This is a genomic window from Nocardioides sp. CPCC 206348, from assembly GCF_048654705.1.
Classification (GTDB): domain Bacteria; phylum Actinomycetota; class Actinomycetes; order Propionibacteriales; family Nocardioidaceae; genus Nocardioides.
The window spans coordinates 85,703-89,087 of record NZ_JBMCZA010000143.1; the positions used below are offsets into that span (position 1 = coordinate 85,703).

Sequence of the window (3,385 nt, forward strand, 5' to 3'; positions counted from 1 at the left end):
CAGCCCGATGGGCGACGTCGCCAAGCTGCACCTGACCTACGCCGAACCGTTCTGGCGTTCCCGCGGGCTGTCCGGCCAGCTGACGACGTACGACGGCAGCCCGGTCGCATACACCTTCGACAACTCGCCCGCCGACGGGTCGTGTGGAGTGCTCGCGGCGTTCATCTACGGGGACGACTACCGCGCCTGGAGCACCCAGCCCGAAGAGGCGCGCCACAAGGCGGTACTCGACGTGATCACGGTCCTGGGCGAGGAGGCTGCCGCGCCGATGGACTACCACGAGCTGCGATGGCCGGACCAGCTGTGGGCTGAGGGGGCGTATGCCGCACTCCCCTCCCCGGGGACGTGGCACGAGCACGGCGCGGGCTGGCGCGATCCGGTTGGCCCACTCCACTGGGCCGGCACCGAGACCGCGGGTGTCGGCCACGGCTACATCGACGGCGCCATCCGCTCCGGCGAGCGGGCAGGCGCACAGGTGCTGACTGCGCTGTCAGGCGAGGCGGGCCAGTAGCACGGGGTCGCAGTCGAGCTCACGGGCCGCGGCGTCCAACCAGAGGTCTGCAACGGCCTCCACCGGGACCTCGCGGTCACCGAGCGTCGCGGCGACCGACAGCCCGTCGAGCAGGGCGGACAGGCGGACGACGGCGACCTTCGGGGAGGGGCTGTTGAAGACTCCTTCGCCGATGCCCTGCTCGATCACGTCGAGCAGCACTGCGCGCCAACGTGCCTCGAGCGAGGCGCAGAGGGCAGCCGTGTCGGGGTCGCGCAGGGCACGAACCCAGAACTCCATCCAGAGCGTCCAGGCCGCAACAACCGAGGTCGGGTCGCCAGAGCGCTCGACCAGCAGGCGCAGCCGCTCCGGCGCAGGTCGGCCGACGGCGTCCTCGTCCTCGAGGCCGCGGTAGTAGCGGTCCTCGGACTCCTGCATGGAGGCGGCGATCAGCCCGTCGAGAGTGCCGAAGTGGTAGAGCAACAGTCCGGAGCTGACCTCTGCGCGGCGGGCGATCTCCTGCGTCCGGACGCCGACGAGGCCGCGGTCCTGGATCACGTCGAGGGTTGCATCGATGATGCGTCGGCGTCGTGAGTCGGCATCCCCTGTCATCGGCCCTCCTCGATCGGCGCCCGGGAGGTCGATGCTAGAGGATGCCGCCGAACACCGGCGGTGGACCCACGACCAGCCGTTCCGCAGCCTCCGCAGCGAGCGCTGGAGCCATCTGGATGCCGTAACCGGCCTGGCCGACGAACCAGAAGAGCCCGTCGACGTGCTCGTCGTACCGGGCCACGGGTTCACCGTCGGCAGCGAAGGTGCGCAATCCCGCCCACGCCGTGCGGACACTGCGCAGGCCGAGCACGGTGGCCTCGTTGATCGCCTCGATGGTGCGCGCGATCTCGAGCTCGTCGGGCTTCGGATCGCCCGGGGCGTGCGGTTCGGCGTCTTCCGGGGAGCAGAGCGCGAGGTCGCCCTCGGCCTTGAGGTACCACCCACCCTCGAGATCACAGGTGAACGGCATGCCCGCGAGCGGTACGGCGGTGGGCGAGCCGAACATCGTGCGCCGGCGCGGTTCCAGCCCCACCCCGGGGGATCCCATCAGCCGGCCCACCTCGTCGCCCCACGCTCCCGCAGCAACGACGACCACCGGCGCATCGGCACTGCCGTCTGTCGTGGAGAGCCGCCAGAGGCCGGCTTCGCGGGTCGCTCCCAACACGCGCGCGCTCGTGCGGACGACGCCGCCGGACCCGCGCAGCGCCCGGGCGTAGCCCTGGTGCAGCCCCGCGACGTCCAGGTCGCAGGCCGTCTCGTCGATCACTGCGACCTGGGTCCAGCCGGGGCGCAGGACCGGGTTGATCCGCTCGGCATCGGCCGGGTCAACCAGGACGCCAGCGGTGGCCGCAACCACCGCGTCGGCTGCCGCAACGTCGGCGTCCGGCCCGCCGACGTACAGGCACGGAAGCGGACGCAGCAGCGGCGCGGTGACGTCGAACGGCGGCGCCTCGAGGAACGTCCGGCTGGCACGAGTCAGCCGTTGCACCTCGGGCGGCCCATAGCCGCCGATCCACGTCGCCGCGGAGCGGCCGGTGGTGTGGCGGGCCAGCTCCGGTTCGCCCTCGAGGACGCACACCGCGCGACCGGTCGTTGCCAGCTCGTAGGCGATCGACGCGCCAGCGATACCGCCGCCGACGACCAGGACGTCGTACATCAGGCCACTCCTTCGGGAAGTGAGGCGGGTGGATCGGGAACGCGGGCGTCTGGTCGGACGACGACCATCAGCATCGCGAGCAGCACGAGCGCACCGCCGCCGAGCGTGCGGGGCCCGAGGGTCTCGTGCCACAGGAGCGCACCGAAGGCAGCGGCCCAGACCGGCTCGAGAACCATCAGTACGGCGGCCTGCCCGGACTCGAGGTGGCCCTGCGCCCAGGTCTGGACCAGCAAGGTGACGGTGCCCGCGATCGCTGCGAGGTAGAAGAACGCGAGCAGGTCGCCGCGACCCGGCAGCTCCAGTCCGTCGGCGGAACCGACACCGGTCAGCAGCACCCCCATCGTCGCGAGCTGGAAGAACGTCAGCGCGAACGCCTCGTCAGGGCGGGCCCACCGGCCGAGCGCGAGAATGTGCACCGCGTACAGCGCGGCCGAAACGAGGGTGAGCAGCTCGCCGGTCCCGAATGCCCAGCCGCGCAGGGACATCACCGCAACACCGGTCGTCGCGACCGCGACCGCCGCCCACGTCACTCCATCGACCCCCCGGCCCGGCAGTACCGCGACGAACAGGGGTGTGAAGACGACGTACATCGCCACCACGAACGCCGACACGGTCGGCTCTGTCTGGGCCAGACCGTGGAACTGCAGCAACTGCGCACCGGCGTACAACGTGCCGAGCCCGATGCCGACGCGCACGGTGTGCGGCGTCAGCCCGCGGACCAGCCGCGGGCAGACGACGAGCAGGACGGCTGCGGCAACGAGGTAGCGCGAGCCGAGGTAGTCGGCGACGGGCAGCCGCTCGAGCAGGTCCTTGGAGAGGCCGAACGTCGAGCCCCACACGGCCGTGACCAGCACCAGGGCGATGGCTGCCGTACGGCGGCTTCGGGTCTCGGTCGGGACGGCGGTCAGTGTCACTGCGGGACCGGCTGCTGGATCGACTTGGTCTCGAGGAACTCCTCGATCCCGAACCGTCCCAGCTCGCGTCCGTTGCCCGACCTGCCGTAGCCACCGAAGGGCGCAGCCGGGTTGAACGCTGCTCCGTTGATGTCGACCTGGCCGGTCCGCAACCGGCGAGCGACCGCCAGGGCCCGGTCCGGGTCGGCCGACCACACTGCACCGTGGAGCCCGTACGTCGAGTCGTTGGCCATCGCGACCGCGTCCGTCTCGTCGGCGTATCCCTGGATCGTG

The 3,385-nt window shown here is 71.5% G+C and carries 5 protein-coding genes; 1 reads left to right on the plus strand and 4 read right to left on the minus strand.

Annotation, left to right across the window (positions count from 1 at the left end; translation table 11 throughout):
• On the plus strand, window positions 1–511 hold a 511-nt coding region (locus tag ACOADB_RS09745), incomplete at its 5' end, for a flavin monoamine oxidase family protein (protein ID WP_378597762.1).
• Here the strand turns inward: ACOADB_RS09745 and ACOADB_RS09750 are convergent.
• The 4 genes from ACOADB_RS09750 to ACOADB_RS09765 all read right to left on the minus strand — a co-directional run.
• On the minus strand, window positions 491–1,102 hold the full coding sequence (locus tag ACOADB_RS09750; RefSeq protein ID WP_378597763.1) for a TetR/AcrR family transcriptional regulator: 612 nt from the start codon (window positions 1,100–1,102) through the stop codon (window positions 491–493). The two genes, ACOADB_RS09745 and ACOADB_RS09750, sit on opposite strands and share 21 nt — an antisense overlap.
• Before the next feature lie 34 nt (window positions 1,103–1,136).
• The gene (locus ACOADB_RS09755) at window positions 1,137–2,198 is read right to left on the minus strand and encodes an NAD(P)/FAD-dependent oxidoreductase (RefSeq protein ID WP_378597764.1); all 1,062 of its coding nucleotides are present in this window, start codon (window positions 2,196–2,198) and stop codon (window positions 1,137–1,139) included.
• Window positions 2,198–3,112, minus strand: coding sequence for a DMT family transporter (locus ACOADB_RS09760; RefSeq protein ID WP_378597765.1), 915 nt, complete (start codon window positions 3,110–3,112; stop codon window positions 2,198–2,200). Before ACOADB_RS09760 ends, ACOADB_RS09755 begins: the two co-directional genes overlap by 1 nt.
• Window positions 3,109–3,385: aldehyde dehydrogenase family protein (locus tag ACOADB_RS09765; protein ID WP_378597766.1), on the minus strand; the 277-nt coding region annotated here is incomplete at its 5' end. The genes ACOADB_RS09765 and ACOADB_RS09760, both read right to left, overlap by 4 nt.

Bases quoted from the DNA above. Each gene is read 5' to 3' on its own strand.
- ACOADB_RS09750 (WP_378597763.1), bottom strand. From the start codon at position 1,102: ATGACAGGGGATGCCGACTCACGACGCCGACGCATCATCGATGCAACC.
- ACOADB_RS09755 (WP_378597764.1), bottom strand. From the start codon at position 2,198: ATGTACGACGTCCTGGTCGTCGGCGGCGGTATCGCTGGCGCGTCGATC.